This is a genomic window from Streptomyces sp. NPDC004667 (genome assembly GCF_040609475.1).
Classification (GTDB): domain Bacteria; phylum Actinomycetota; class Actinomycetes; order Streptomycetales; family Streptomycetaceae; genus Streptomyces.
In genome coordinates this window covers 1-23,301 of the sequence record NZ_JBEXKC010000004.1, presented here as the reverse complement: position 1 = coordinate 23,301, position 23,301 = coordinate 1, and the positions used below count along the sequence as shown (strand labels likewise).

General features: G+C 73.5%; 23 protein-coding genes and 1 pseudogene. 11 read left to right on the top strand and 13 right to left on the bottom strand.

The window, feature by feature from the left end; translation table 11 throughout:
- The first annotated feature begins 17 nt into the window (after window positions 1-17).
- Together ABZW32_RS03330 and ABZW32_RS03325 are read left to right on the top strand one after the other, a co-directional pair.
- The gene (locus ABZW32_RS03330; RefSeq protein WP_356210528.1) at window positions 18-398 is read left to right on the top strand and encodes a DUF6221 family protein; all 381 of its coding nucleotides are present in this window, start codon (window positions 18-20) and stop codon (window positions 396-398) included.
- A gap of 149 nt (window positions 399-547) precedes the next feature.
- Complete coding sequence (locus ABZW32_RS03325) at window positions 548-838, top strand: hypothetical protein (protein ID WP_356210525.1); 291 nt, start codon at window positions 548-550, stop codon at window positions 836-838.
- Between the two features lie 246 nt (window positions 839-1,084).
- On the opposite strand, the gene ABZW32_RS03320 is transcribed toward ABZW32_RS03325, so the two are convergent.
- On the bottom strand, window positions 1,085-1,486 hold the full coding sequence (locus ABZW32_RS03320; protein WP_356210522.1) for a hypothetical protein: 402 nt from the start codon (window positions 1,484-1,486) through the stop codon (window positions 1,085-1,087).
- 364 nt (window positions 1,487-1,850) lie between these two features.
- Here ABZW32_RS03320 and ABZW32_RS03315 point away from each other — a divergent pair, with 364 nt between their 5' ends.
- Together ABZW32_RS03315 and ABZW32_RS03310 are read left to right on the top strand one after the other, a co-directional pair.
- The gene (locus tag ABZW32_RS03315; RefSeq protein ID WP_356210519.1) at window positions 1,851-2,504 is read left to right on the top strand and encodes a hypothetical protein; all 654 of its coding nucleotides are present in this window, start codon (window positions 1,851-1,853) and stop codon (window positions 2,502-2,504) included.
- A gap of 7 nt (window positions 2,505-2,511) precedes the next feature.
- On the top strand, window positions 2,512-2,736 hold the full coding sequence (locus ABZW32_RS03310; RefSeq protein ID WP_280917534.1) for a DUF2277 domain-containing protein: 225 nt from the start codon (window positions 2,512-2,514) through the stop codon (window positions 2,734-2,736).
- 25 nt (window positions 2,737-2,761) lie between these two features.
- Here ABZW32_RS03310 and ABZW32_RS03305 read toward each other — a convergent pair whose 3' ends face one another.
- The 5 genes from ABZW32_RS03305 to ABZW32_RS03285 form a co-directional block, all read right to left on the bottom strand.
- Window positions 2,762-3,256, bottom strand: a complete 495-nt coding sequence (locus ABZW32_RS03305) for a hypothetical protein (protein WP_356210516.1) — start codon at window positions 3,254-3,256, stop codon at window positions 2,762-2,764.
- A gap of 150 nt (window positions 3,257-3,406) precedes the next feature.
- Window positions 3,407-4,417 carry a sigma-70 family RNA polymerase sigma factor gene (locus tag ABZW32_RS03300; RefSeq protein WP_356210513.1) on the bottom strand — a complete coding sequence of 337 codons (1,011 nt, stop codon included), beginning with the start codon at window positions 4,415-4,417 and terminating at the stop codon, window positions 3,407-3,409.
- 9 nt (window positions 4,418-4,426) lie between these two features.
- Window positions 4,427-5,038: a VTT domain-containing protein gene (locus ABZW32_RS03295; protein ID WP_356210510.1), complete on the bottom strand. Its 612-nt coding sequence runs from the start codon at window positions 5,036-5,038 to the stop codon at window positions 4,427-4,429.
- 146 nt (window positions 5,039-5,184) lie between these two features.
- Complete coding sequence (locus ABZW32_RS03290; RefSeq protein ID WP_356210507.1) at window positions 5,185-6,867, bottom strand: alkaline phosphatase D family protein; 1,683 nt, start codon at window positions 6,865-6,867, stop codon at window positions 5,185-5,187.
- 97 nt (window positions 6,868-6,964) lie between these two features.
- The gene (locus tag ABZW32_RS03285) at window positions 6,965-7,639 is read right to left on the bottom strand and encodes an HNH endonuclease family protein (RefSeq protein ID WP_356210504.1); all 675 of its coding nucleotides are present in this window, start codon (window positions 7,637-7,639) and stop codon (window positions 6,965-6,967) included.
- A gap of 486 nt (window positions 7,640-8,125) precedes the next feature.
- Here ABZW32_RS03285 and ABZW32_RS03280 point away from each other — a divergent pair, with 486 nt between their 5' ends.
- Window positions 8,126-8,707: a TMEM165/GDT1 family protein gene (locus ABZW32_RS03280; protein ID WP_356210501.1), complete on the top strand. Its 582-nt coding sequence runs from the start codon at window positions 8,126-8,128 to the stop codon at window positions 8,705-8,707.
- A gap of 162 nt (window positions 8,708-8,869) precedes the next feature.
- Window positions 8,870-9,391, top strand: a complete 522-nt coding sequence (locus ABZW32_RS03275; protein ID WP_356210839.1) for a DinB family protein — start codon at window positions 8,870-8,872, stop codon at window positions 9,389-9,391.
- A gap of 480 nt (window positions 9,392-9,871) precedes the next feature.
- On the opposite strand, the gene ABZW32_RS03270 is transcribed toward ABZW32_RS03275, so the two are convergent.
- Both ABZW32_RS03270 and ABZW32_RS03265 read right to left on the bottom strand, forming a co-directional pair.
- Window positions 9,872-10,555, bottom strand: coding sequence for an HAD-IA family hydrolase (locus ABZW32_RS03270; RefSeq protein WP_356210499.1), 684 nt, complete (start codon window positions 10,553-10,555; stop codon window positions 9,872-9,874).
- A 132-nt stretch (window positions 10,556-10,687) separates the two neighbouring features.
- Window positions 10,688-11,566 (bottom strand): peptidoglycan-binding domain-containing protein, encoded by an 879-nt coding sequence (locus tag ABZW32_RS03265; RefSeq protein ID WP_356210496.1) that lies wholly within the window; start codon window positions 11,564-11,566, stop codon window positions 10,688-10,690.
- 930 nt (window positions 11,567-12,496) lie between these two features.
- Here ABZW32_RS03265 and ABZW32_RS03260 point away from each other — a divergent pair.
- Window positions 12,497-14,548 (top strand): MDR family MFS transporter, encoded by a 2,052-nt coding sequence (locus ABZW32_RS03260; RefSeq protein ID WP_356210494.1) that lies wholly within the window; start codon window positions 12,497-12,499, stop codon window positions 14,546-14,548.
- Window positions 14,549-14,594: 46 nt separating this feature from the next.
- Here the strand turns inward: ABZW32_RS03260 and ABZW32_RS03255 are convergent, their stop codons facing one another.
- On the bottom strand, window positions 14,595-15,110 hold the full coding sequence (locus ABZW32_RS03255) for a GNAT family N-acetyltransferase (protein ID WP_356210492.1): 516 nt from the start codon (window positions 15,108-15,110) through the stop codon (window positions 14,595-14,597).
- Between the two features lie 121 nt (window positions 15,111-15,231).
- On the opposite strand from ABZW32_RS03255, the gene ABZW32_RS03250 reads away from it, so the two are divergent.
- Window positions 15,232-15,627, top strand: coding sequence for a nuclear transport factor 2 family protein (locus ABZW32_RS03250; protein WP_356210489.1), 396 nt, complete (start codon window positions 15,232-15,234; stop codon window positions 15,625-15,627).
- A 171-nt stretch (window positions 15,628-15,798) separates the two neighbouring features.
- On the opposite strand, the gene ABZW32_RS03245 is transcribed toward ABZW32_RS03250, so the two are convergent.
- Window positions 15,799-16,164, bottom strand: coding sequence for an antibiotic biosynthesis monooxygenase (locus ABZW32_RS03245; RefSeq protein ID WP_356210486.1), 366 nt, complete (start codon window positions 16,162-16,164; stop codon window positions 15,799-15,801).
- 233 nt (window positions 16,165-16,397) lie between these two features.
- On the opposite strand from ABZW32_RS03245, the gene ABZW32_RS03240 reads away from it, so the two are divergent.
- Window positions 16,398-18,458 carry a bifunctional glycosyltransferase 87/phosphatase PAP2 family protein gene (locus ABZW32_RS03240; RefSeq protein ID WP_356210483.1) on the top strand — a complete coding sequence of 687 codons (2,061 nt, stop codon included), beginning with the start codon at window positions 16,398-16,400 and terminating at the stop codon, window positions 18,456-18,458.
- Here the strand turns inward: ABZW32_RS03240 and ABZW32_RS03235 are convergent.
- A complete protein-coding gene (locus tag ABZW32_RS03235) occupies window positions 18,426-19,430 on the bottom strand; it encodes a helix-turn-helix domain-containing protein (RefSeq protein WP_356210481.1) in 1,005 nt (334 codons plus the stop codon). The two genes, ABZW32_RS03240 and ABZW32_RS03235, sit on opposite strands and share 33 nt — an antisense overlap.
- A gap of 110 nt (window positions 19,431-19,540) precedes the next feature.
- Between ABZW32_RS03235 and ABZW32_RS03230 the strand changes: the two genes are divergently transcribed.
- Window positions 19,541-20,068: a PaaI family thioesterase gene (locus ABZW32_RS03230; RefSeq protein WP_356210479.1), complete on the top strand. Its 528-nt coding sequence runs from the start codon at window positions 19,541-19,543 to the stop codon at window positions 20,066-20,068.
- A 313-nt stretch (window positions 20,069-20,381) separates the two neighbouring features.
- On the opposite strand, the gene ABZW32_RS03225 is transcribed toward ABZW32_RS03230, so the two are convergent.
- Entirely contained in the window at window positions 20,382-21,626 is a 1,245-nt protein-coding gene (locus ABZW32_RS03225) for a cytochrome P450 (protein ID WP_356210476.1), read from the bottom strand.
- 280 nt (window positions 21,627-21,906) lie between these two features.
- Here ABZW32_RS03225 and ABZW32_RS03220 point away from each other — a divergent pair, with 280 nt between their 5' ends.
- Window positions 21,907-23,076 (top strand): steroid 3-ketoacyl-CoA thiolase, encoded by a 1,170-nt coding sequence (locus ABZW32_RS03220; RefSeq protein WP_030227290.1) that lies wholly within the window; start codon window positions 21,907-21,909, stop codon window positions 23,074-23,076.
- A gap of 138 nt (window positions 23,077-23,214) precedes the next feature.
- Here the strand turns inward: ABZW32_RS03220 and ABZW32_RS03215 are convergent.
- Window positions 23,215-23,301: pseudogene (locus ABZW32_RS03215) on the bottom strand (lytic transglycosylase domain-containing protein); the annotation flags it as partial.

Sequence of the window (23,301 nt, the reverse complement as noted above, 5' to 3'; positions counted from 1 at the left end):
TCATTCAGGATGACCCCATGAGCCAAGACCTTGTGACGTTCCTCCACACACGGCTGGACGAGGAGGCCGACCTGGCCCGACGGTGTGACGGTGACGGCTGCGGGGAGTGGACCGCTGACGGGCACACGGTCGACTTCGCTCAAGGAGAACTCTCCGGCTTCCATCCCACGATCGCCCTGCACGTCGCGCTGCACGACCCCGCTCGCGTCCTGCGGGAGGTCGGGGCCAAGCGACGCATGCTCGCCCGACATGTGCTCAGCCCTGCCACGGGCGACCCCGAACTGCCGTGGGACAACCGCGATGACTGCCAGTACGACGGCGAGACCTGGCCATGCGATGACCTGCTCGACCTCGCATCACCTTACGCCGATCACCCTGACTACCCGCGACGCCCCTGAGGTGGAGATCGTTTACGGGACAGCCCTTAGCCGTGACCTACTCGTGGACGGAAGCTGGCGCTGCATCGTGCTTTGCGCCTTCGAGCTGCTGATACGGATGAGACGCACATGCCTCCCGAGCCGTGTGCGCTGGGCGGCATGATGGCTCCATGACCTCTGATTCCAGCAGTGCCCTCGTTGAGAGCACCCGGCTTACGGCCGTGACCGATGGTGTCGCGCAAGTCTTCACTTGGGAGGCGGACGCGCGGATCGAGGTGCGGGGCCTGGGGGGAGAGGTCGTGATCGAGGCGAACGCCGCAGGTCTCAGGACGCTTGCCGGGCATCTGCTGGTGCTTGCCGCGGAGGGTGTTCCCGATGGGAGTCACCTGCACCTAGAGGACAGCAACGGGCTGGAGGAGGGTTCCCTCAGCCTGGTTCTGGAGCGGTGCGACGAGGAGTGAGGCCACCCCAGCGGCCGTAGTGCAGCTGGGGTGGAGCTGACATTCACGGCTGACATCAACGATGGCGATGACAGTAGCTGTCAGCGTCTCCCCGGAGGGTGCCTGGCCGTGGGAAGTCAGGGCAGGGTGAGTGTCCGGGTGAGCTTGCAAAGCAGATGTCGGCGGTCCGGAACCGTCCGCGCCCATCAGTGCGAAGGCTCCCGACCGATCATGGCTGGGGGCCTTCGGCCGAGGGCGAGTTGTGGCTCAGTCCGGTCGGGTGGGCCGGTGTTTCGAGGTGGTGGTGGCGAGGGTGAGGGCGGTGGTGCCGGCGAGGCTTGCGAGGGTGGTCAGGGATACTCCGATCATGAAGAGGCCGCTCGCGTCGTCCGACCAGTCGTAGTAGGCGGCGGCGGTCAGGCCGGTGGTGGTGCCGAGGATGGCTGCCGCCGTGTGGCCCCGGGATGCCGCCCAGTAGGTCAGGGCCAGGACGGTCAGGCCGAGCCCGATCACCTGCCACGCCTCGTAGGGGCCGGTCTGCGAGCCGTCGGGGTGTACGTCGCGGTGCTGGTCCCAGCCCAGCCAGGCGGCCCATGCCGCGATCGCGGCCGCGGCCTGGAGTGGGATCGACAGTGCGTGGGGAGCGGATATCCGGGGGCCTTTGCGCATGCTCCTACTGTTCCGGGCCGGGTGGGTGGGGGGCAGGGTGCCGGTACTCAAGGTGGAGTGAGTGGGCGTGCTCAGGGGGCGGGGCCGGGGGGTGTGGAGAAGCCCCCCGCCCTGTGGGGTGGGGGGCTCTTCGGGTGTTCGGGTGGCCGCCCGTGTGGGGTTGCGGGCGGGGAGGCGGGGTCAGGCGTTGGGGCGCTTGCCGTGGTTGGCCTTCTTCTTCTTGCGGGCGCGGCGCTTGTTTCCTCGCTTGGCCATGGTGTCTCCCTCATCCCCCGATGTGGACATTTCGGGCGTTCGTCAGTCTAGGTTCCGGGTGGGTTTCCCGCACGGTGGGGCGGGGATCTCATCGCGGGGGGTGATGGGCGTGGCAGGGGCCGAGGTGTGGGTCTGGGGGATCGGGATCGTGGTGGTGGGCTTCGGGGCTGTGTGGGGCGAGTGGCGGCGGAGCCGGGGGTTCGAGGCGCGGCGGGACGCTGAGCGGGCGCGGCTGCTCGCGGGGCTGGGGGCTGGCGGACCCGGGGCCGGTGAGGGGGACGGCCAGGGGGGACCCGGGCTCGTGGACGCCGGGCGGGGCGGGGCGGTCGAGCCGGAGGGCCGGCGCGACGACTTCACCCCGATCCTCGTCGAGTACTACGCATACGGGCTGGCGCAGGCCCGCAGTAGCTTCGTGACCAGCCAGCGGTTCGCGGGCATCGGCGCGGCCGTGCTGCTGTTCGGGGTCGGGCTCGCCGTGTGGAAGGCGGAGAGCGCGGGGGACGCGTACATCGGGGTGGTGACCAGCTCCGTCGGCCTGGTCGTCACCCTCGTCGGCCAGCTGTTCCACCGGCGGGCCGACCTCGCGCTGCGGCACATGACCGCGCAGAGCACCGCCCTGCGCGAGGACCGGAGGGCCGCCGAGAGCACGCGGCAGGCGATCGGCCTGCTGGAGGAGGTGGCCGACCCGGTGCTGCGGGGCCGGCTCCAGGCCGGGCTGATCATGAAGCTTTCCGGGGCCGAGCTGCCGCCCTCCGCGCCATAGTGGAGGTATGTGCCGCTCCATTAAGACCCTGCGCCCGCCCGCCATCCCCGAGAAGGCCACCGAGGAGGAGATCCGCGCCGCCGCGCTCCAGTACGTACGGAAGGTGTCCGGGTTCCGGGCGCCCGCCGCGCACAACCGGGAGGTGTTCGACGCGGCCGTGGACGCCGTCGCGGAGGCGACCAGGCTGCTGCTCGACGGGGTGCGGGTGCGCGGGCAGTCCGCCGCGGTGTAGGGGCCGGCGGCGGCGGGGCGTCGGGTCAGCCGGTCCGGGCCGTGCGGCGGCGCAGGATCCAGACCCCGGCGCCGAGCGCGCCTGCCGCGAGGGTGCCGCCCAGGGCCACCTGCCCGGTGCTCATCGAATCGACGCTGCCGCCGAGTCCGCCGCGCGCGGCGCCGGGGGCGACCTGGAGGGTGACGGTGATGCGGGCACCGCCAGTGCCGCCGCACTCGAAGGTGACGGGGTGGGAGCCGGTGGGGGCGTCGGCGTAGAGGGTGGCGGCACCGGAGAGGGCACCCGGCCTCAGGCTGTCCGGGTTCAGCGGGACGCTGCCGAACGCCCGGGAGGTGGCCCGGCCGGTCTTGGTGCCGCAGCCCTCGACCTTGAGGTCGACCCGCCCGCCCGGGGCGACGGTTCCGGGGGAGACGGTGGCGGAGGGGGCGGCGGAGGCGGGAATGACGGGTGTGACGGCAGCGACGGCGAGTGTCGCGACAGCGACGCCCGCCAGCCGGTACCGGATGCGTGTGGGGGACATGGAGAGAACTCCTCGGGCTCCTCGAAACGGCGCGGCCAGGGCACGGACGTGACGCGGAATCGGATGCGCGCCGTGCTCTGGACGCTAGAAGCCCCGCCGGGACGCGGCGATCGCTGCAGGGTGAACGGGTGACCGACTGCCCCGCCCGGCCTACGCGTCCAGGTGAGGGGGCAGGCCGAAGAGGGGGAACAGCCGCTCGGTGTCGCGGAAGACGCTGATGTCGGTGACCGCCTCCCCCGACACTTCGACGACCTGGAGCGCCCAGGGGTCGAAGCCCGTGCCGTCGGCCCGGCGCCGGTACTGGCCGAAGGCGGGCGAACCGTTCGCCGTGGTCGGCACCAGCCGGGACCCCCGGCAGCCGACGGCCGGACCGGCGAGCCACGCCCGGATCTCGGCGGAGCCCCGCATCCACAGGGTGTGCGGGGCCAGGGACAGGGTGGCGTCCACGTGCAGCAGCATGGAGAGGGCCTCCATGTCGAAGCCGGAGAACGCGGCGGCGTACCGGTCGGCGAGGGCCCGTCGGGTGGCTTCGCCGGCGGGTGCGGCCGGTGCGCCGTCCGTACTTTCGGAGCGCCGGGTGGCCAGCACGGCCCGGGCCCGCTGCAGCGCGCTGTTCACGGAGGCGACGGTGGAGCCCTGGACGTCGGCGACCTCCTGCGCCGAGAAGCCGAGGACCTCGCGCAGGAGCAGGACGGCGCGCTGCCGGGGCGCCAGGTGCTGCAGCGCCGCTACGAAGGCCAGCCGGACGGACTCGCCGGTGGCGGCCGCCTCCGCCGGGTCGACGGCCACGGCCGTGGGGCCCGCGGGGAAGGGTTCGATCCACGCGGAGGAGTCCAGCACGGTGCCCGGCGAGGTGGCGCCGACGGCCGGGCCGCAGAGGTCCATCGGGCGGGCCCGGCGTTCGCGGCCGGCGAGCGCGTCCAGACAGACGTTCGTGGCGATGCGGTAGAGCCACGTCCGCAACGAGGCGCGGCCGTCGAACCGGTCCGCGCCGCGCCAGGCGCGGACCATGGTCTCCTGCACGGCGTCCTCCGCCTCGAACACCGACCCCAGCATCCGGTAGCAGTAGCCGGTCAGTTCCCGCCGGTGCCCTTCGAGCCGGGCCGCCACCGCCTCGTGGCCGGGTGGGGTGCCGGTTCCGGGAACGTGCGGGTCCGTCATGCGTGTCTCCTACGTCGCGGGCGCCGTGGCCTCGGGCGGCCGGCGGACGAGAAAGGCGGCCAGGGAGCCCGCCGCGAACAGGGCGATCAGGGAGACCGCCGTACCGAGCCAGGTGGTGCCCAGCCACTGGGTGCCGAAGTAACCGAGAGACACGCTGTAGCCCGCCCAGGTCATGCCCGCCAGCACCGACCAGGGAAGGAACTCCCTCACCTTGCGCTGGGTCCGGCCGGCGCCCAGCGAGACCACCGAGCGGCCGGCGGGCGCGAAGCGGGCGATCACGACCAGGGCGCCGCCGCCCCGGGAGAGGGCCGTGCCCAGGCGCTCCTGAGCCCGGGTCAGCCGGCGGGAGCGGGCGATGGCCCGGTCCAGGCGGGCCCCGCCGAGCCGGGCCAGCCGGTACGCGGCCAGGTCGCCCAGGACCGAGGCCGTCGTGGCGATGACCAGCAGGGCCCTGATGTCGGGAACCCGGGGCGGAGGACCGGCGGCCGCCGCCGCTGCCGCGGCCGTGATCACCAGCACCCCGCTCGGCAGCACCGGCAGGAACACGTCGAGCAGGATGGACACCGCGACCACGACGTAGATCCATGGGCTCGAGGTCAACGACCCCAGCGTTTCGAGCACAGCGGGACTCCCCAGTCCGAAGCGCCGCGTCGTCGCGGGGAGCGGCAGGGGCGGCTTGACAGCCATACAGCGTACGCCCGGCGGGGGGCCGCACGAGCCCGGGGGCCACCGCGTCCGTCAGGTCCGCCGCCGGGTCCGCCGACGGCCTAGGGCCGGCCGGTGTGCGGTTCGGTGAGCTCCCGGTCCAGGACCGTCACCAGCCGGGCCGTTCCGGCCGCTCCCCGTCGCCCCGGGCGGGCCTGGTCCAGGCGCAGCCGGGCGCTGCGGCCCGCCAGCGCCAGCGTCATGAGCTGGTTGCCGAACCACGGGCCGCCCGTGCGCCGCCAGCTCAGCGGCGGCCGGCCAGTCCGCCCGTGCCGCGAGAAGCCGCGCCCCAGCCACCGGCCCAGCCGCGACCAGCCCAGCCGGAACCCCCACTTGACCGCCGTGTGGATGGAGTTGTGCACCGGTGAGCAGGTCAGCTGGAACACGCGGGCCGTACTGGGTATTCGGGGCTCGGCCACGTACGCGTGGTGGACGTCCCCGGACAGGACCATCACCGTCGCCGGGGCCTTCGGCCCCGTCCCCACCTCCTCGATGAGGTCGCTCAGCGCCTCGAACGACGCGGGGAACGCCGCCCAGTGCTCCAGATCGGCGCGCCGCCGCAGGTCCTCGCCGATGCGTGCCCACCGGGCCCCGCGCTCTCCCCGGCACAGCGCGGCGTTCCACACTTCCGCGTCGTGGATCAGCGGGGGCATCAGCCACGGCAGCGAGGAGCCGATCAGCAGGTGGTCGTAATCCCCGTGCCCGGCGAGGGCGTTCTCCCGCAGCCAGGCCTGTTCGGCCGGGTCGAGCATGGCCCGCCCGTCCTCGGCGAGCACCCGGGCCGCCCGGGTGTCGACCATCAGCAGCCGGGTCCGGCCGAAGTCCCGCCGGTAACTCCAGCGCACCGAAGCCGGATCGGCGTCCGCCCGGGCCGCGAAGGCGCGCAGGGCGTCGGTGCCGTCCGGGTCGGCCCGTACCGCCGCGTACAGGGGGTCCGCCGCGAGTTCGGCGGGGGAGAGGTTGCCCAGGTGTTGGTGCACCCAGTACGACATGAGCCCGCTGAGCACCCGCTCCGGCCACCACGGGGTCGCCCGCATCTCGGCGAGCCAGGCCTCGCTGGTGTTCCAGTCGTCTATGACGTCGTGGTCGTCGAACACGTGCAGGCTGGGGACCGTCGAGAGCAGCCAGCGGATCTCGGGGTCGAGCCAGGACTCGTAGTAGAGCCGGGTGTACTCCTCGTAGTCCGCGACCTGTGCGCCCGGCGCCTCGCGCAGGTCCCGGCGGGCCGCGAGCCACCGCCGGGTCTCCCGCGACAGCTGGTCGGCGTAGACCTGGTCGCCCAGCAGCAGGAGGAGATCGGGCCGGGGTGCTCCGGGATCGGCGGCGAGCCGTGCCGCGAGGGTGTCGAGGGCGTCGGCGCCGTGCGGTCCGCGTCGGCCGGCGGGCGGGGCGGCCTGCCGGCAGGAGCCGAAGGTGACCCGGAGCCCGGGTGCGGGCCGTCCGGGGCGGCCCACCGCCGGGGTGGTGATCGTGCTCGCGGGGAAGCCGTTCCCGGCCGCCGGCCAGACGAGGGCTCCGTCGAGGAGCACCTCGTAGGCCGTGGTCGCGCCGGGGGTCAGGCCGGTGACCGGGACCAGCGCGTAGTGGTGGCCGCAGATCTGGAAGGTGCGGGCGCTGCCGCCGGACCCGTCGGCGCACCGCACCACGGCCGTGCACGGGCGGTCCGCCTCGACCCATATCGTGGCGGCGCCGCCCGTGTCCCAGTCGATGTGGCGCAGCAGTGGCCCAAGACGCAGTCCGGCCATGGAACTCCCCCTCCTCCATACCCCTTTCGATCACGGTACGGGGCGGAGGGCCCGCCCGGCCTCCCCCTGGCGGGGGAGAGCGGGGGTGAATGCCGGGTCAGCAGCCGTTCAGGAGGTTCACCAGGGCCGTCTTCTCCCCGCTGTCCATGCTCAGACCCCAGTACTGCTTCACCTGCACCCACATCCGGGCGTACGTGCAGCGGTACGCGGTGCGCGGGGGCAGCCACTTGCCGGGGTCGAGGTCGCCCTTGGCCTGGTTGACGTTGTCCGTGACGGCGATGAGCTGCGGTCGGGTGAGGTCGTTGGCGAACTGCTGACGGCGGTCGGTGGTCCAGGAGTTGGCGCCCGAGCGCCAGGCCTCGGCGAGCGGGACCATGTGGTCGATGTCCACGTCGGACGCGGCGGTCCAGGTGGCCCCGTCGTACTCCGAGTACCAGCTGCCGCTGACGGCGGCGCAGGCGGAGTCGGTGACGACGTTGACGCCGTCCCGCTTGAGGACCGTCTCGCGGGTGTTACAGGTTCCGGAGACCGTGCTCCAGTGCGGGAACTGGGCGCGGCTGTAGCCGCTGAGGGAGCCTTCCGGCGTGGGCGTCACCGTGGCCAGGTAGCTCCGGGCGGCGGCCGCGCTGATCGGGGTGGGCGGGGAGGCCAGGGCGGTCGGGGCGTTCACGAGCGAGGTGAGCGAGGCGAGGGCGACGGCGGACGCGAGGATGCCCGCGCGGCCTATGCGACGCGCGTAGAAAGAGGGCAGGCGAAGAGAAGCGAGGGCCATGAGGGCTCCCTGGGTGCGGGGGGTGGTGGCCGTTCCGCCCCGGTGGGGCGCGGCCATGCTGGCGGCGCCAGGTGTCGCGGGGACGGGCGCCAGGTGACAGGTTGCCGACATGAGCACGTCACATCAAGACAACCAACGATCCCCGGCCACAGGGAAGTTGGAAATCCGGCCACGTGAGTGACGCGGAACGGAGTGGAGTGGGTCCAAGCTCACATTCCGGGCAGGGGTGGCCGGTGGCCGCCGTCGCGTACCCTGGAGGAGCATGAAGGGGAGTAGCTCTTCGCCGGACCGTCGACATACTGCTGGGTCACCCCAGCCGGCGCCCGGAGGCAGGCCGCGTCAGCGGTCGGCCAGCGAGACCTTCGGCCGCAGTGTCCTGTCCGCGTTTACGCACCTCAGGGCGCCGCCGAGCCGAAGCGACCCCTGCCGCACCTCAGGTCTCTCGGTCCCGATGGCGTCCTGCCCGACCGATCGAGGTCCCACCCCGTGTTCAGCTTCACCATCATGGCCATCGCCTTCGGCGTCGTCTTCCTCGCCGAACTTCCGGACAAGACGGCCCTCGCCGGCCTGATGCTCGGCACCCGCTACCGCGCCTCCTACGTCTTCGCGGGCGTCGCCGCCGCCTTCGCCGTGCACGTCGCGCTCGCCATCGCCGCGGGCAGCGTCCTGACGCTGCTCCCGCACCGGCTGGTCCAGGCCGTCGTGGGCGTCCTCTTCCTCGCCGGAGCGGCCATGCTGCTCCTGAAGAAGGACGACGGGGACGAGGAGGTCAAGGCGCCCGCCGACCAGTCCTTCTGGAAGGTCTCGGGGGCCGGCTTCATGCTGATCCTGGTGGCCGAGTTCGGTGACCTGACCCAGATCATGACCGCCAACCTCGCCGCGCGGTACGACAACCCCGTCTCCGTCGGCCTCGGCGCGGTGCTGGCCCTGTGGGCCGTCGCCGGCATCGGCATCCTCGGCGGTCGCACCCTCATGAAGTACGTGCCGCTGCGGCTCATCACCAAGATCGCGGCCGCCGTCATGGCGGCGCTGGCGGTGTTCTCGCTGTACGAGGCGATCGCGGGCTGAGCGGAGCCCCCTCGCGGCCCGGGAAACCCCTTGTGGGGGCCCGGGGCCGCGGGCACGCTTGAGGGCGTGACCTCCACCGGGCCCACCTCTGCGCCCACCCCCGCGCCCGCTTCCCCGTTGCCGTCCCCCTCCTCGTCCGGCCCGGGTTTCGGCTGGTCCAACATGTTCGTGCGTCCCGATGAGGACGCCCGGTCCGACGGCGGGTTCCGGGGCGAGCGGGCCCTCCTGGCCGGATACCTGCGCGATCAGCGGCTCACCCTGGAGCTGAAGTGCTCCGGCCTCGACGCCGGGGCGATGGCCCGCCGGGCGGTGGAACCCTCGGACCTGTCGCTGCTGGGCCTCGTACGCCACCTCGCGGGCGTGGAGCAGAAGTGGTTCAGGGGGGTCATGGCGGGCGAGGAGGTCCGTCGGCACTACCGCTCGGAGCGGGAGCCGGACGGGGAGTTCAGGGGGGCCGTGGCCGACCCGGCGGTGGTGGCGGAGGCCTGGGCCACCTGGCGGGCGGAGGTCGCCTTCGCGGAGCGGCTCGTCGAGGAGGCACCCGATCTCGGGGCCGTCGGCGACAACGGCGGAACGCCGACGGAACTGCGCGAGGTGCTGGTGCACATGATCGAGGAGTACGCCCGCCACAACGGCCACGCGGACCTGCTGCGCGAGCGGATCGACGGGCGCGTCGGGCAGTAGCGCGGAGTCGTTGTGCCGTGTTGCCGTCGGCTCTTGGGGCGTGTCCCGTTGGGCTGCGTCCGCCTGCGGCGCGTCCCGTTGGGGCGCGGCTGCCTGTGTGGGGGCTCCGTGAGGCGCGGTGCCGTGCGTCGCGTCCGCTCGTGGCGGGGTGCCGTGCGTGGTGTCGGCTCGCGCCGCGGTGCCGTGTGTGGTGTCGGCTCGTGGCGGGGCGCCGTGCGTCGCGTCCGCCCGCGCCGAGGCACCGTGCGTCGCGTCTGCTCGCGCCGCGGTGCCGTGCGTCGCGTCCGCTCGCGCAGAGGGCCTGCGTGTCGCGTCCGCTCGTGGCGGGGCCCTGCGCGGGGTGTCGGCTCGTGGCGAGGCCCTGCACCGGGCGCTCGCGGGTCGGGCGCCTTGGCTTCGGGTGCCCCGGCCGGGTCGCGTGGTCCGGTCTCGGGTTAGGCGCCCCGGCCCCGGCCCCAGGTCAGGTGGTCGGGCCCCGGGTCAGGCGGTCGGGGTGAGGACGAGGCGGATCGTGCCGTCCCCGTCCGCCTCGACGCGGACCGAGGTCAGGTCGGGAACGTGGGCCGTCGGCCCGTACGCCGCGGCGCGCGGGCCGACGCCGATCACGCGCATGCCGGCCGCCAGGCCCGCGGCGATGCCCGCGCCGGAGTCCTCGAAGACCACGCAGTCGGCCGGGTCCATGCCCAGCTCGGCCGCGCCCTTGAGGAAACCCTCGGGGTCGGGCTTGCTGGCCCCGACGGATTCGGCGGTGACGCGGACCCGCGGCATCGGCAGCGCGGCCGCCGTCATCCGGGCCGCGGCCAGGGCGGCGTCGGCGGAGGTGACGAGGGCGTGCGGCAGCCCGGCGATCGACGCCATGAACTCCTCGGCGCCCCCGACGGGGACCACGCCGTCGGTGTCGGCCGTCTCGCGGGCGAGCATCACCTTGTTCTCCGCGTGATTGAGCTCCATCGGGCGCTCGGGCAGCAGGACGGCCATCGTGGCGTAGCCCTGGCGGCCGTGGACCACCTTGAGCGCCTCCTGCGGGTCCAGCCCGTGGGACACCGCCCACTCGCGCCAGCAGCGCTCGACCACCGCGTCCGAGTTGACGATGGTGCCGTCCATGTCCAGGAGCAGCGCCCGGGTGGTGAGGACGACGGGGGTGGTGGTCGTGCTGGCCGGCATCGGAAGGCTCCAGACGGGGCGGGAAAAGAGAACAAGTGGTTCCGTCCACCGGTCAGGGAGTGCGGACGGAACCACTTTGTTCCTACACGATACAAAACGAGGGAGGGTGTGCGCCACCGCCCGCGGAGTGACCTATCCCTCCAGGGCGCGCCGCGTCGCCGGACCGTAGACGCCCGACGGATCGCCCCGGACGTCGTTGTAGAACTGGAAGTCGTCCACGGCCCGCTCGACGGAACGCCCGTAGCGGCCGTCGAAGCGGCCCCGGTACAGGCCCTGGTCCGCCAGGAGCCGCTGGAGCTTCTCCACCTCGGGGCCGGAGTCCCCCGAACGCAGGGTCACCGGCTTGGCCGCGGGCGACGGGGTGGTGGGGGCGACGGGGCGGCCGGTGGTCGCCGACGGGGCCGGGGCCGCGGAGGACGAGCGGGACGCGGTGGGGCTCGCCGCGGAGGCGGACGGGGACGCGGAGCGCGACGCGGAGGTGCTTGTGCTGGGCGAGGCCGACGCGGAGGGTGACGGCGTCTCCCCGGTGGGCCCGTCCGACGGGCCCACCGGAGCGACGCTGATGGCGGGCGCCGACGGACCGGGGTCCAGCAGGACGGCGTCGCCCTTCCCGGAGCCCGTGAAGACCCCGAGCGACAGTGCCACCGCGCCGACGGCCAGGACGCCCCCACCGGCGATCAGCGGCACCAGCAGCCGGTTCCGCCGCGCGGAGCCGGCGCGGCGCGGGTGCGGGGCGACGGGGCTCAGCTGCATCGTCTGCTCGGCCGGGGCCGGTACGGGTATGCCGTAGGCGGGCGTGTGCGGCTCCGGAGCCGCAGGGGGCCCTGCCGGCACCGCCGCCAAGAGCTCGGTCGCCGCCTCCGCCCGCGGGGTCGGCGGTCCGCCGACGAAACCGGCACCGTCCGACGCGGAGGTGTCCGGGCCCGCCACGCCCGGCCGGCCGGAATCCGCGTGCCCGGCCCCGTACGCCACGGCGCCCGCGCCGGTCCCGGCGGGGGGCTGCGGCCACACGGCGTGCGCGTCCCGGGGGCCGGGTACGTACGGTCCTCCGAGCCCTTGCGCCGGGGGCGCCGGGACCTGCGGGTACGGGCCGTCCGATCCGGGCGGGGTCTGGGCGTACCGGCCGTCCGATCCGGGCGGGGTCTGGGCGTACGGCGCGTCCGTCCCGGGCGGGGTCTGCGCGTACGGTGCGTCGGTCCCAGGCGGGGTCTGCGCGTACGGCGCGCCGCGGCCGGGCGCAGAGCCAAGGCCAGGCCCAGGCCCCGCGCCCAGGCCAAGGCCAGGCCCCGGACCAGGGCCGGTGTCAATGCCCGGCCCAGGGCCCGGACCCGTGCCAGGCCCCGGCCCCGCGCCATGGCCGGGCGCAGCCTCAAGGCCAGGCCCAGGGCCCGTGCCCAGGCCAAGGCCAAGCCCCGGACCAGGGCCGGAGCCAAGGCCAGGCCCCGGACCCGTGCCGTGGCCAGGCCGCGGACCCGTGCCGTGGCCAGGCCGCGGACCCGTGCCGTGGCCAGGCCGCGGACCCGTGCCGTGGCCAGGCCGCGGACCCGTGCCATGGCCAGGCCCCGGACCCGCGCCAGGCCGCGGACCCGCGCCAGGGCCCGGACCCGTGCCAGGCCCCGCGCCCGTGCCAAGGTCAGGCCCCGTGCCAAGGTCAGGCCCCGGACCAGGGTCGGGGCTCGGCTCCGGGGGTGTTGGGGTCGGGGTCGGTCGGGGGGCGTAGGGGCGGATGCGGAGCGGGTCGAAGGATCCGTTCGGCATGCATGTGCATTCGGCGCGTACGGCGCCGCAATTCGGACAGCGCTCAGCGCTCACTGCTACCCCTCCCGTGGCCACTGCCAGCGATTATGCAGACCTCTCAGGTCCCGCCCAACCCGCCCGACAGGCCATAACCGGACACACCGCTCAGGATGGATGGTGCCGATCCTGCCTGAGGAGGACCCGATGGCCCAGGATGTCACCGCTTCCACCGTGGAACCCGGTCCCGGCGCCGAGCACGCCTCCCGGGAGGTGCTCGTCTCGATCGGAGCCCTCCTGCTGGGCCTGTTGATCGCCGCCCTCGACCAGACCATCGTCTCCACCGCGCTGCCCACCATCGTCAGCGAACTGGGCGGGATGGAGCACCTGTCCTGGGTGGTCACCGCCTACATACTGGCCTCCACCGCGGCCACCCCGCTGTGGGGCAAGCTCGGCGACCAGTACGGGCGCAAGAAGCTCTTCCAGTACGCCATCGTGCTCTTCCTGATCGGCTCCGCGCTCTGCGGCCTCGCCCAGAACATGCCCCAGCTCATCGGATTCCGCGCCCTCCAGGGCCTCGGCGGCGGCGGGCTGATAGTGCTCTCGATGGCGATCGTCGGCGACATCGTCCCGCCGCGCGAACGCGGCAAGTACCAGGGCCTCTTCGGTGCCGTCTTCGGGGCGACCAGTGTCCTCGGGCCGCTGCTGGGCGGCCTGTTCGTGGACCACCTGACCTGGCGGTGGGTCTTCTACATCAACCTCCCCATCGGGCTGGTCGCCCTCGTCGTGATCGCCGCGGTCCTGCGGATCCCGGCCCGTTCCTCGAAGCACACCATCGACTACCTCGGCACCGGGCTCATCGCCTCCGTCGCGACCTGCCTCGTGCTGGTCGCCTCCCTCGGCGGCACCACCTGGGCCTGGGCGTCGAGCCAGATCATCGGACTCGCCGCCCTCGGCGCGGTGCTCCTCGTCGCCTTCGTCCTCGTCGAGCGGCGGGCCGCCGAACCCGTGCTGCCGCTGAAGCTGTTCCGCATCCGCACCTTCACCCTCTGCTCGGTGATCAGCTTCGTCGTCGGCTTCGCGATGTTCGGCGCGATGGTCTACCTGCCGACCTTCCTCCAGATCGTGCGGGGCGTCTCGCCGACCATGTCGGGCGTCCACATGCTGCCGATGGTCTTCGGCCTCCTGATCGCCTCCACCGTCTCCGGTCAGATCGTCAGCCGCACCGGGCGGTGGAAGGTCTTCCCGATCGCGGGCACCGGCGTCACGGCCGTCGGACTGCTGCTCCTGCACCAGCTGGAACGCACCAGCTCCGACTGGCAGATGGGCGCCTCCTTCTTCGTCTTCGGCGCGGGCCTGGGTCTGGTCATGCAGGTCCTCGTCCTCGTGGTGCAGAACGCGGTCAGTTACGCCGACCTCGGCGTCGCCACCTCCGGTGCCACGTTCTTCCGCTCCATCGGCGCCTCCTTCGGCGTCGCCATCTTCGGCACGATCTTCACCAACCGGCTCGGCGACCAGCTCTCCGCCGCCCTCGCAGGCGTCCCCCTGCCCTCCGGCCTGAGCGTGCAGCAGCTGGAGGCGGACCCGCGGGCCATCGGCACGCTCCCGGCGAACCTGCGGCCCACCGTGCTCGACGCCTACTCCACGGCCATCACCGACGTCTTCCTCTACGCCGTGCCCGTGGTGCTGGTCGCCTTCGTCATCTCCTGGTTCCTGAAGGAGGACAAGCTCCGCGGCTCCGTCACCGCACCCGATGTGACGGAGACCCTCGCCTCCAACCCCGTCGAGCGCTCCTCGCGCGACGAAGTGGCCCGAGCGCTGTGCGTGCTCGGCAGCCGTGAGGGCCGCCGCCACGTCTACGAGAAGATCACCGACAAGGCGGGCTACGACCTGCTCCCCGCCACCAGCTGGCTGCTGCTGCGGATCAACAAGTACGGCTCCGCGGACCCGGCCGAGCTGGCGGAACGCACCGGGATCCCCCTCAAGGCCATCACCGACGCCGGCCGCCAGAGCGAGGAACGCCGGCTCGCGGTCCGCGAGGGCGTCTCACTGGTCCTGACCGACCGGGGGCGGGAGGCCGCCGCCCGGCTCGCGGCCGCCCGGCAGGAGTCCCTCGCCGAACTGCTGGGCGACTGGTGGGGGCCCGAGCGGCCGACCGACCTGACCGAACTCGTCGCGGAGATCAACCGGGAGCTGTGCGGTTCCGACGCCGAGGAGCCCTACGACACCCTCCCGCGCCGGGACCACGCCGCCCCCTGAGCACGCCGCTCCCTGACGGCCGGTCCGTGCCCGCGCCGGCGGCGGCTCACCCCAGGGACTTCTCGAACCAGTGCTGGGCGTACGGGCCGGAGTTGTAGGCCGGTATCTCGCGGTACCCGTGACGCGCGTACAGGGCGCGGGCCTCCACCAGGTCGCTGCGGGTGTCCAGGCGCATCCGCCCCGCGCCCAGCGCACGGGCGGCCCCCTCCAGCGCGTCGAGCAGGACCGTCCCGCCGCCGGTGCCGCGGGCGCGGGGGTCGACGTAGATCCGGGTGAGCTCGGCGGTGGCCGGGTCGAGGAGGCGTATGCCGCCGCAGGCCAGGGGCCGCCCGTCGAGCCGGCCGACCACGAACTGCCCCGTGGGCGGCACGAGGTCGTCGGCCGGATCGTCCGCCAGCCCCTCGTCGACCTCGGCCTCGGTGGCGGGCCGATTCCAGTACCGTCCGGCGACCTCCGCGTAGTAGGCGCGGCGCAGGGCGGTGGCGTCCGGCGTGCCGAAGGGCTCCGTCACGGCCTCCCATCCCGTGGGGGCCGTCGCGTCGGTGATCAGGTTCTTGTCCATGGCGTCAGTGTGGAGCGTCTCCCGTCCGCCCCGCGTGGAATATCCACAGCCACGGGCCGATGATGAGGAAAGGTGTAAATAGGACTGGTGGGGGGTCGCGTCAACGGAGGATGTGAACGGTATGTCGGAGCACCCGGACTGTGCCCTGATCCGCCGCGGCTACGAGGCCTTCGGCAAGGGCGACATGGACACCCTGGGCACACTGATGACGGCCGACGTCATCCACCACATGCCCGGCAGCAGCCCACTGGCGGGGCACCACAAGGGCCGCGAAGCCGTCCTCGACCTCTACCGGCGGCTCGGCGAGGAGACCGGCGGCACCTTCCGGGTCCGCCTGGAACGGGTCCTGGTGGACGGCCGGGGCCACGCGATGGCCTTCCACACCGCCATGGGCGACCGCGGCGACCGGGGCATCGAGATCCACGAAGGCCTCTTCTTCACCATCGTCGGCGGCAAGATCACCGACATCGACCAGTGCACCCAGGACATCGACGAGAGCGACGCCTTCTGGAGCTGAGCCCGCGCGGACGGATCCCGCGAGGACGGACCCGCGAGGACGGACCCGCGAGGACGGATCCCGCGCAGACGGATCCCGCGCAGACGGATCCCGCCGGGCACGCGCGGGGCCCGGAGCGACACACCGCCCCGGGCCCCGTGCACCTCAGTGCCCGCCCACGTCAGCAGCGGTTCACGCCTGCTTCGGACCCGCCTGCTGCACGACCTCGAACGACCACACCTGGGACCCGGAAGCCGCGGGCTTGGGCCGCTCGCCACCGGCTGCTGCGGCGCCACCGCCGGCCCCTGCGCCCGCCCCCGCGCCGCCCTGGTGCGCGGCCTTCATCGGCCCCTCCATCCAGGCCTGGAAGTCCTCCTCTGAACGCCACCGCGTGTACACGAGGTACTGGTCGGTGCCCTCGACCGGCCGGAGCAGCTCGAACCACTCGAAACCGTCCGAACCCTCGACGACCCCCGCCCGCGAGGCGAACCGCTGCTCCAGGACTTCCCGCTGGTCGGCGGGGACGGTCAGTACGTTGATCTTTACCACGCTGGGCACATGACACCTCTCGGGAAACACGGGCCGGGCACCGCGCCCGGCCTTGACCACGTGCGAGAAGTCTCCTACATCCCTCCCGGTCCGGGAGGCGCTCGCCCCTCGGGATGCCACGGCACGCCGCCCCGGAGAACCCGTGGGGGATATCGTCGTGCCCGGCAGGGATCCGGTGCATCGGACGCGGCAGCCGGGCGAAGTCGAGGTTGCGGTCGACAGGGGCGGGAGGACGGCGAGGCGTGGCTGACGCGGCGGAACACGGCGGGGCCGATGGACATGCCGGTGTCATAGGCGGTGACGGCAGACTCGGGGCCGCGCGCCTCCTGCTGTGGGCGCTGGCGGCCGTGCTCGGCGTCAGGCAGGCCGCCGCCGTACTGAGCGTGCCGCCCGGCGAGTGGCTCAGCGGTCTGCACCTGCCCGGCGCCCCCGGCGGCCTGCCCGGCTCGCTCTACGACGCCGGCCGGTTCACCGGCACCCCCTTCGCCGGGCTCGTCCTCAAGCCGCTGGTCGGCCTGGCCACGCCCTCCCTGGAAGTGGCCTGGACCGGCGTCACCCTGCTGTCCGTCGCCGCGATCGGACTGGTCGCCGCACGCGGCCTGCCCGACCCCGTGCCCCGGCGCACCGCCCTGCTGGCCGCGCCCGTGCTGGTCGCGCTGATGATGGTCTCGCTGCCCGTCCGCGAGGCCGCCTCGCCCGGTCAGGCCGCCGTGCTGCCCGTGCTGCTGGTGCTGCTCGCGTTCTTCCGGGTGCCCGGCGAGCGCCCCGCCGGGTTCCTCGTCGGACTCGCCGCGGCCCTCCAGCCGGCCCTGCTGCTGTTCGCCCCGCTGCTGTGGCTGACCGGACGCCGCCCCACCGCCAAGGCCGCCGCGCTGACCTTCGCCGGCGCCACCGCGCTGTCCTGGGCGTCACTGCCGCGCGACTCGTGGACGTACTGGGTCGAGCACCTCGCCGGCTCCGGCCTCGGCGGCGCCCCCGACGGCCCCGCCAACCAGTCCGTCCACGGCGCCCTGCTGCGCCTGGGCCTCGGCGGCCCCGCCGAGATCCTCCTCTACGCCGCCCTCGCCACCGCGATCGCCTGCGTCGGCCTGCGCCGCGCGGCCCGCTACGCCCGTGACGGCCAGCTGCTGCTCGCCGTCGCCGTCACCGGCTGCGTCGCCGTCGCCGTGTCCCCGGACGGGTGGCGCCACCAGATGCTGTGGGTGCTGCTCGCGGTGGCCGGCAAGGTGGGCGTGCGGGCCGCCGACCGGCGGGTGTGGCCGGTGGCGGTGGTGCTCGCGATGACCCTGCCGAGCGCCGTGCTGCTGCCCAACATGGCCGCGCTGGCCCCCGTACGGGACAACGTGCCGCTCCTCGCGGCCCTGGCGGCGGCCTGCTCCGTGCCGTTCCTGCCGCGTTCGTCCCCGTACTGGCGCGAGCCCGTGCCCACGCTCTACGGGCGGCCCGCCGCCACGCGTTTCCCGCGCGTCCCGCTGATGCCGTTCTGGCGCAAGGCGCTCTCCCGCCCCAACCTGCTGCTGGAGTTGCTGCTGATACGGGTCGGCTACTCGATCTACTCGCACATCCGGGCCGCCGCCCCCGCGAGCCGATCCGTCGCCGAGGCCAACGGCAGCCGGATCCACGCGATCGAGCAGGCGCTCGGCATGGACATCGAACACGCCGTCAACCGGGCCGTGGTGGACACGCCCTGGCTGGAGGCGTTCTTCAACTTCTACTACACCTCCTTCCACTTCGTGGTGCCGCTGGCCGTCCTCGCCGTGCTGTACCGGCGCAGCCCGGGGGACTACCGCTGGGCGCGCGCCTCGCTGGGCCTCGCCACCGTGATCGCCCTGGCCGGCTTCTGGCTGTACCCGCTCGCCCCGCCGCGGCTCATGCCGGACCTCGGTTTCGTCGACACCGTGCACGGCGTGCAGGACCTGGCGAACCCCTCGTACGGGGCGATGACCGCGATCTCCAACCAGTACGCGGCGATGCCGTCGCTGCACTTCGGCTGGTCGCTGTGGTGCGGGACGGTGATCGTGGTGCTCGCGCCCAAGGGCCGGCAGAAGCTGCTCGGCGCGCTGCACCCGCTGATCACGGTCTGCGCGATCGTGGCCACCGCGAACCACTGGGTCCTGGACGCGGTCGGCGGCGCGCTGGTCGTCGGTGCCGGGTTCGGGCTGGTCCACGTGCTGTCCGGGCCGCGCGGCCTCCGGGTCAGCCTGCCCGGACAGCGCGCGGCGGCGGCAGCCGCCGGGGAGAGCGGAGCGGAGCCGGAAGCCGGCCCGAACCTACGGGCCCCCGCCCGTTCGGGGCGCGCCTGAGGCCGGGCCCCGCCCCGGCCCGACCCGCCCCGGCCCGCCCCCCGAACGGCGGCGCAGCAGCGCGCGCAGCGGGCCGGGGCTCTCGTACCCGACCCGCCGGGCCACCGCCGCGAGCGGCAGCGCGGTGGTGCGCAGCAGGTGTTCGGCCTGTTCCACCCGCAGGTCCTGGACCAGGCGGATCGGGGAGCAGCCGAGGGTGCGGGCCATCGTGCGCTGCAGGGTGCGCTCGCTGACGCCCAGGTCGCGGGCGGCTTCCGCGATGGACAGGGGTTCCGCGATCCGGGCCCGCGCCCACTGCTCGAAGGCGGCGACCAGCGGGTCGTGACGGGCCATCGCGCCGGGGATCGCGTACGCGGCCTGCGAGGCCCGGTCGTCCACGACCAGGTAGTGCCGCACGAGGTCGGCCAGGGCCGGACTGCGCATGCCGACGACGGACAGCGCCAGGTCGAGGTGGCCGAACGCGGCGCCCGCCGTGGTGACCCCGTCCGAGGTGGTGACCATCCGGGCCTCCTCCAGCGTCACCCGGCGGTAGCGGTCGCGGAACACGGGGGCGAGCCACCAGCTCGTGGTGGCCCGCAGTCCGTCCAGCACCCCGGACTCCGCGAGCAGGAACGTTCCCGTACAGGAGGAGGCGAGCGGGGTGCGGCGCTCGCGGGCCTCGGCGAGGAGCCGGCGCGCGGAGCGGTGGGCGGGCGAGGCCACCGTCTCCAGCAGGGCGGCGGGGCGGCGCTCCATGAGGGCGGGCAGCACGAGGAGCCCGGCGCCCTGCGCCGCGGAGGCGGGTTCGGCGTCGATCCGGTGCCCGAGCCCCGTACGGACCCGTCGGCGCACGCCGACGGTGTGGATCTCGAAGGCCGGGGGCGCGGCTCCGGCGAGTTGCCCGCGCAGGGCGTTTGCGCAGTGCAGTACGTCCAGGACGGCCGAGATCCCGGAGTCGAAGACCCCGTCGAGGGCCAGTACGGCGATTTTCACGGGGGTCAGCCTACGGTCGCCGGGCCCGGACGCGTGCTGTCGGAAGTGATGCGGATGCTGCCGGATCCGTCACTCGTGTGCGCGGCGGGGCGGTGCCTAGGGTCGGTGCCATGACCACGTACGAGAACCCCACCGCCGAGGACACCCGCGCCCGCTCCCGCACCCACACCTGGCGGCCGCGGCCCGAACCCACCCCGGAGATCCTGGGCATGAGCGGTCTGGACGTGCTGACGGCGGCCCTGAAGGGCACGCTGCCCGCGGCCTCGATGATGAGCACCCTGGGCTTCCGCCTGACCGACGTCGGGGAGGGTTTCGCCGTCTTCGAGGGGGACCCGGGCGACCACCTGCTGAACCCGATGGGCACGGTCCACGGCGGGTTCCTCGCCACCCTGCTGGACTCGGCGCTCGGCTCCGCGGTGATGACGCGGCTCCCGGCCGGTACCGCGTACACCACGGTCCAGCTGGGCGTTCACCTGATCCGTCCGGTGCTGGCGGACACCCCGCCGCTGCGCTGCGAGGGGACCGCCCTGCACGTCGGCCGGACGACGGCCACCGCCGAGGCGCGCGTCGTGGGGACCCTCGACGGCAAGCTCTACGCGCACGGTACGACGACCTGCGCGATCCTGCGCACGGCCTGAGCCCGGCCCCCGCGAAGGCCCCCGCGGGCGACGGACCGGACCCGGTCCCCCGCGCGGGCCCGGCCGGCGAGCGGCGCCCGCAACGGCCCGAAGCCGCGCGCCCGCAACGCCCCGAAGCCGCGCCCCCGCAACGGGCCGAAGGGGCGCCGGGGCAGTGGTGCCCCGGCGCCCCTTCGGTGGATCGCCGCGTCCTGTCAGGATCGGGCAGTCGCGGGGATCCCGCCACTCGGGCGCGGTGTCCCGCACCGCGAGCGGCGGACGGCGGGGGCCGGGGCGTGGAAGGTGGACGGCCCCCGCCGCCCCGGTCCGCGGGTCAACGGGAGCTGACCCGGAGCTCCTTGATGCCGTTGAGCCAGGCCGCGCGCAGCCGGCGCGGGCCGTCTGCGGCCAGGCGCAGATCGGGGAGGGCGTCGGCCAGGGCGTTGAAGATCAGGTCGATCTCCATCACGGCGAGGGACTTGCCGAGGCAGAAGTGCGGGCCGCCGCCGCCGAAGCCGAGGTGGGGGTTCGGGTCGCGGGTGATGTCGAAGACCTCGGGGTTCTCGAAGACCTCGGGGTCGTGGTTGGCGGAGGAGTAGAACATCCCCACCCGGTCGCCCGCCTTGATCTTCTGGCCGCCCAGCTCGGTGTCCCGGGTGGCGGTGCGCTGGAAGGAGACCACGGGGGTGGCCCAGCGCACGATCTCCTCCGCGGCCGTCGCCGGCCGGGTGGCCTTGTACAGCTCCCACTGTTCGGGGTGGGTGAGGAAGGCGTGCATGCCGTGGCTGATGGCGTTGCGGGTGGTCTCGTTGCCGGCGACCGCCAGCAGCAGCACGAAGAAGCCGAACTCGTCGGAGCGCAGGTTGCCCTCGCCCTCGGCCGCCACGAGCTGGGTGACGATGTCGTTGGCCGGGCACTCCTTGCGCGCGGCGGCCAGGTTCATCGCGTAGCCGATGAGTTCCACGGCCGCGTTGGAGCCGACCTCCTCGGTGATCGCGTACTCGGGGTCGTCGTAGGCGACCATCCTGTTCGACCACTCGAAGATCCTCGCGCGGTCCTCCTGGGGGACGCCGATCAGCTCGGCGATCGCCTGGAGGGGGAGTTCGCAGGCCACTTGGGTGACGAAGTCGAAGCTTCCGTCGGCCGAGGCGGCCACCGCCTCCTCGGCGATCTTCCGGGCCCGGTCGCGCAGGGCCGTCTCCAGTCCGCGGATGGCCCGGGGGGTGAAGCCCCGCTGCACGATCTGGCGTACGCGGGTGTGTTCCGGCGGGTCCATGTTCAGCATGATCAGGCGCTGGGCATCGATCTGCTCGCGCTGGATGTGCTCGTTGAAGCGGATGATCGCCGTATTGGTGGTGGAGGAGAACAGCTCCGGGTGCGTGGAGACGTACTTGACGTCCGCGTGCCGGGTGACGGCCCAGTAGCCCTCGTCGTCGAAGCCGGTGACGCCCCGCCGTTGCGGGCACCACCACACCGGCGCGGTCCGCCGCAGCTGAGCGAACTCCGGCAGGGGGACGCGGTCGTGGAGGATGTCGGGGTCGGTGGCGTCGAAGCCGTCGGGCAGCGCGGGGCAGGGCATCGGGCGACTCCAAGGTCTGACGAGGGTCTGACGGCCCATCAGAAGTTGGCTCGAAGGTAGTAACGAGTTCTAGAAGTCACAAGGCCTCTCGCGCCACCTGTTGCGTGTGGAATCCGTGTAAGGCGCGTGCACGACCCTTGCGTGCCGGGGGTTCGGGTCATAAGACTGCGGGGGAGAACTAGAACGCGTACTAGTTCAGGCGGGGCGCCGGGACGGCCCGCCGCGCCGGCGCTGTACAGGACGTACAGGACGTACAGGACGTGCAGGAGAGGACGAGCTCATGGCCGCGGAACCCGTCATCGTCGAAGCCGTACGCACCCCCATCGGGAAACGCGGGGGAGCCCTGGCCAACCTCCATCCGGCCTACCTCCTCGGCGAGACCTACCGCGAGCTCCTGGCCCGTACCGCGATCCAGCCCGACTGCGTCGAGCAGATCGTCGGCGGCACCGTCACCCACGCCGGCGAGCAGTCGATGAACCCGGCCCGCAACGCCTGGCTCGCCATGGGCCTGCCCTACGAGACCGCCGCGACCACCGTCGACTGCCAGTGCGGCAGCTCCCAGCAGGCCAACCACATGGTCGCCAACATGATCTCCGGCGGGGTCATGGACATCGGCATAGCCTGCGGGGTCGAGGCCATGAGCCGGGTCCCGCTGGGCTCCGGATCCAAGCACGGTCCGGGCAAGCCCTTCCCCGACGAGTGGAACGTCGACCTCCCGAACCAGTTCGAGGCCGCCGAGCGGATCGCCCGTCGCCGCGGGCTGACCCGCGAGGACGTCGACCGTCTCGGCGTCCTCTCCCAGGAACGGGCCGCCACCGCCTGGGCCGAGGAGCGCTTCAAGCGCGAGACCTTCGCCGTCCAGGTGCCGACCACCGAGGCCGAGCAGGCGGCCGGGCAGGGCATGTGGCGGCTGGTGGACCGGGACGAGGGGCTGCGCGACACCAGCATGGAGGGCCTGGCCCGGCTCAAGCCGGTCATGCCCACCGCCGTGCACACCGCCGGGAACTCCTCGCAGATCTCCGACGGCGCCGCCGCCGTGATGTGGGCCTCGCGCAAGATGGCCCGCGCCCTCAAGCTGAAGCCGCGCGCCCGGATCGTGGCCCAGACCCTGGTCGGCGCCGATCCGCACTACCACCTGGACGGGCCGATCGACGCGACGCGGGCCGTGCTGGGCAAGGCCGGGATGTCCCTGCGGGACATCGACCTCGTCGAGATCAACGAGGCCTTCGCCTCCGTCGTCCTCAGTTGGGCCCAGGTCTTCGACCAGGACCTGGAGAAGGTCAACGTCAACGGCGGCGGCATCGCGCTGGGCCACCCCGTCGGCGCCACCGGCGCCCGGCTGATCACCACCGCGCTGCACGAGCTGGAGCGGCGCGACAAGGAGTTCGCCCTGATCACCATGTGCGCGGGAGGCGCGCTGGCGACCGGGACGATCATCCAGCGCCTGTGAGCCCCGCGGGCGCCCGCTGACCCCCTGGGATGGGACGCGGAAGGCCCCGGCGGCCGGACCTGGGGAGGCCGGCCACCGGGGCCTTCGTGTGTCCGGGGTGCGCTGTGCGCGGTCCGCCGGTGGTTCGGTACCGGTGGTTTAGTACCAGTGGTTGTTCTGCCAGAAGTTCCAGGCGCCGACGGGGCTGCCGTAGCGGGAGTTCATGTAGTCCAGGCCCCACTTGAT